The following is a 2,981-nucleotide window of genomic DNA, read 5'->3' on the forward strand; positions in this document are numbered from 1 at the left end:
GAACCTACGTCGGCTGGCCAAACTGACATCTCAAGGGCCACCAGTCACGGGATAGGTGCGCCTACACTAAGCCAAAAACCTCAAATTAACCCAATAACGACGCAGCAAAGGTCAACGAAGGGCCGAGAAACCACACAAAGTGGTGAGTAGGCTATCCGGTGGTAGCTGTGCTTGATTTTACTCAGGCTGAAAATCCGACTTTTTCAACAGAATCGGCCGATTGCTGCCTGTCGCGAAGGGCTGAAACCGACCCGTAGCTGACGGTGGTGCCAGACAGAAATCGGCCAGGAGCGGGGAGATGACATAGTAATGGAAGATGGATAGTGCCACTAAAGTGGTGTTTTATGCTTTCCAGCGGTTCGATCTGTTGTTTGTTGTCTACGCTTCCCATGAAACCCTAATCAAGCCCTAGCAACTGGTCTGGGCGGACAGAAGACGGCCAGCAAGCAAGCGGAAATTCAATTAATCAGAATATCCGAGGAATAAATTTAAATGAACAAGATATTTAAAGACGCTTTCGAAGGGAGCTGGAGTGATCAAGTTATTACAGATATTGCAAGTTTTTTTTATTTAGATACGCATGAGCAAGGGTACATTTTAATCAGGCTCTCCTTTGATCATCCATTCTTAGCCATATGCGTTTTACTTGTAATATTCGTTTCCTTCGTAGGTATAATTTCCAGTGCCAATAGCAATATCGAAACATATAACTCCGCGGCTTCCAGGCAGGCTCGACTACGGGAGAAAATCGAAAATCACAACAAAATTAAAACAATAATTGACTCTCGAACCAGATCTGAAAACGAGAAGAAAAATATACTTGGCGGGTTGTTCTTCGGATTAATGATCTTTTTTGTTGTTTCAATTATTTTGGGGCGCGCCTTCAGTAGTTTTCTTACCGCGCAGCAAGGGTGGCTATTATACCTAATACTCTCAATTGCCTCCTACCTAGGTGTTCGTAAATATAAGAGCAGAAAATACGATAAGCTCCTGAAGCTCCCTGATCAAGAAAATCATAAAGAATAACGCCTTATAAAAATTTTAACCAAAATAAAAGGATACATTTTTTTGGCTGACATTTTTTGTGTCAAATTAACTCCCATGTCTGACCTGCGGCAAAGCATTGGGCGGAGATTTAAGGGCTATCGAGAGGCGTATAGTTTAGGTTAAGGGGCGCGGGCTCAGTCTCGATTGATGGCAGTTAACGGCTTGAATCGCTTACTACGCGTTACGCAAGATCTTTCCGCATTCTTCTATGCACGGCAAGTGCATCTTCAGAAACCCAAGAGTCTCCAATGGTGCGTGGGACGCAGTAAAGGTGTCGCTCCCCGCTATACAGCTTTTCGACTACTGAACCTGCCTTTTTGCCAAGGGTGACTACGGCGTTTGGATTGAGCAGTTGGATAGTAGGTTCAATTATGCACCGCCATGCCTCTTTGCGCGCTGCTACCGGCGGCAGTATGTCTCCTCTAGTTCGGTAGGGGACAATATTCATATAGGCGACTTCATTGATTGATTTGTTGGCGGCATCTAGCGTTGGCTTAAGAATTCGCCAGAGATTCCAGCGCTGAACAATGGAGGCGAAAGAGTTGTTGATGTTTTCGAAGGCAGGAAATACCTCGGCATCGCCAGCTTGTTTGAACTCCTTTAGAAGGGGGTAGAAAATCTCATCTTCAGGTATTCGCTTTGTGTATGCATCTCCGCCACCGCCGGGATTTATTGCTAAGAGTAAAAGCCCCGAACCTTGTTGGTAATTTGCGCCAATGTATCCGGCGAACATGGTCGCCGAATCTTCTGGCAGGTTTATTGGTGTGTATTTAAGGTCGGAGTCACCGAATATGTCTTTTCGAGATACTTGGACTAACTGGTGAAGATGCTGGGAGATGGCTTTTCGAAATTCCATAAAACACTCCGTTTTTTTTGCACAACTCTATACAKACTCCAATTTTAGTATGACTCCCCAAGAGGGTGCGTCATGGTGGAAATTTAATCTGCAAATTTGAATCATCCGCGTTTAATATACGTCTCCGAGCGTCTGCTATTGGAAGCAGCCCCTCGCTAGGGGCTGTCGGCCATGCACTGTCATGCAAGCTGCCCTGGACCTGCAAGCCCAGATCGACCTGAAGTATTAGATCCGATCTTGGGGTGTCACTGCGAAGCTTTCCAATGGGGCACCTTTGATACAAGCACGGTGAAACAACGAGCCGAACTCAGAGAGTTTTATAGCCCAACACTCGTTGCCGTGATTCAAGCCGCGCCCGGACAAGTATTTTAAGTCATTATCATATTCAATCAGCCCAAGAGAGTGCAGATGTCCTACGTACACTTGTAAATGAATAGGCCATAAGAGCTCATCCGGGTTCACAACAAGGCTCCAGTCAATCTCGACCGGCTCAAGGACGCTTTCATTGAGATGTCCAATGATGCCTTTCGAGGATTGAGTCCAATCTGAGGTCACACGTCCAAAATAATTCTTGGGGTCAGATCCCGCTAATGAATTAATCAGCCTAATTTCGTCAGGCGAAAGCTGCGAAATGATTGTCAAGAACGCAGGATGGGCATCACCCATGCGGGACTTGTCGAAGCCGGCGGAAAGAAGCTCCACGTAAATATCAGTCAGCAGGTCCCCGTCCTCTTGGTAACGGAGCTTCTCTAAAATAGGCAAAGCTAAGGACGGCGCAGGGCTGACCCTGTTTTCAGGGGATGCTTTATCCGCAGCTCGCTTAAAATACATAGCCATCCGTTCTTGAAGCATTGCCGTGAATTGCAACGGGGCAAGGGCTAACCTCAAGGTCTTGGCTGCGTCCACGCCGATCTTGGAAATTTCGCGAAMAATTTCTTTTACGCYGTCCGAATAAACCTCCTTCGCCAGCTCACCGACTTCAGCAGGAAGTTCCACATTCACATCCAACATACTTCCTCCAGAGCAATACACAACGTTACCACCCCGCTAGCCGAAGGTTCAGACAGCGAGCACCTTC

3 protein-coding genes are annotated in these 2,981 nt (G+C 46.7%); 1 reads left to right on the forward strand and 2 read right to left on the reverse strand.

What is annotated here, in order from left to right:
* The first annotated feature begins 492 nt into the window (after positions 1-492).
* A complete protein-coding gene (locus tag AC1D2P_RS30490; protein WP_477758542.1) occupies positions 493-1,026 on the forward strand; it encodes a hypothetical protein in 534 nt (177 codons plus the stop codon).
* Positions 1,027-1,228: 202 nt separating this feature from the next.
* Here AC1D2P_RS30490 and AC1D2P_RS30495 read toward each other — a convergent pair whose 3' ends face one another.
* On the reverse strand, positions 1,229-1,903 hold the full coding sequence (locus AC1D2P_RS30495) for a uracil-DNA glycosylase family protein (protein WP_477758543.1): 675 nt from the start codon (positions 1,901-1,903) through the stop codon (positions 1,229-1,231).
* A 225-nt stretch (positions 1,904-2,128) separates the two neighbouring features.
* On the reverse strand, positions 2,129-2,914 hold the full coding sequence (locus tag AC1D2P_RS30500; protein ID WP_477811761.1) for a DUF4393 domain-containing protein: 786 nt from the start codon (positions 2,912-2,914) through the stop codon (positions 2,129-2,131).
* Positions 2,915-2,981 lie beyond the last annotated feature (67 nt).

The sequence above is a fragment of the Pseudomonas sp. P1_F1_2 genome (assembly GCF_056405815.1).

Excerpts from the sequence above, each read along its gene's own strand:
- AC1D2P_RS30490 (WP_477758542.1), top strand. The coding sequence starts at position 493 with ATGAACAAGATATTTAAAGACGCTTTCGAAGGGAGCTGGAGTGATCAA.
- AC1D2P_RS30495 (WP_477758543.1), bottom strand. The coding sequence starts at position 1,903 with ATGGAATTTCGAAAAGCCATCTCCCAGCATCTTCACCAGTTAGTCCAA.